The sequence below is a fragment of the Bacillus sp. SIMBA_026 genome (assembly GCF_046535335.1).
Classification (GTDB): Bacteria; Bacillota; Bacilli; order Bacillales; family Bacillaceae; genus Bacillus; species Bacillus velezensis.
The window spans coordinates 1-235 of the sequence record NZ_JAWRWX010000489.1; the positions used below are offsets into that span (position 1 = coordinate 1).

The following is a 235-nucleotide window of genomic DNA, read 5'->3' on the forward strand; positions in this document are numbered from 1 at the left end:
CGGGGGAGTAGGGATCACCGACGCTGAGCAGGCAATTGCTGAACACCAAGCGGTCCTCGATGCATTGGCCAGCGGCGACCCTGAGACGGCCGCCGCCATGATGACCGAGCACGTGCAGAAGGTGCGTGGCCGGGCTATGGCGGACGCGCCCGCGGAATGACGGGCGAAAGGCTTGTCGCCGTCGGGTTATCGTCTTTCTGAGGTCCTTTCTGGGTGCCAGCACCTGAGCTATAGG

The 235-nt window shown here is 64.3% G+C and carries 1 protein-coding gene; it reads left to right on the plus strand.

Annotation, left to right across the window (positions count from 1 at the left end):
- Positions 1-13: 13 nt before the first annotated feature.
- Positions 14-160: an FCD domain-containing protein gene (locus SB847_RS22280; RefSeq protein WP_410578944.1), complete on the plus strand. Its 147-nt coding sequence runs from the start codon at positions 14-16 to the stop codon at positions 158-160.
- Positions 161-235 lie beyond the last annotated feature (75 nt).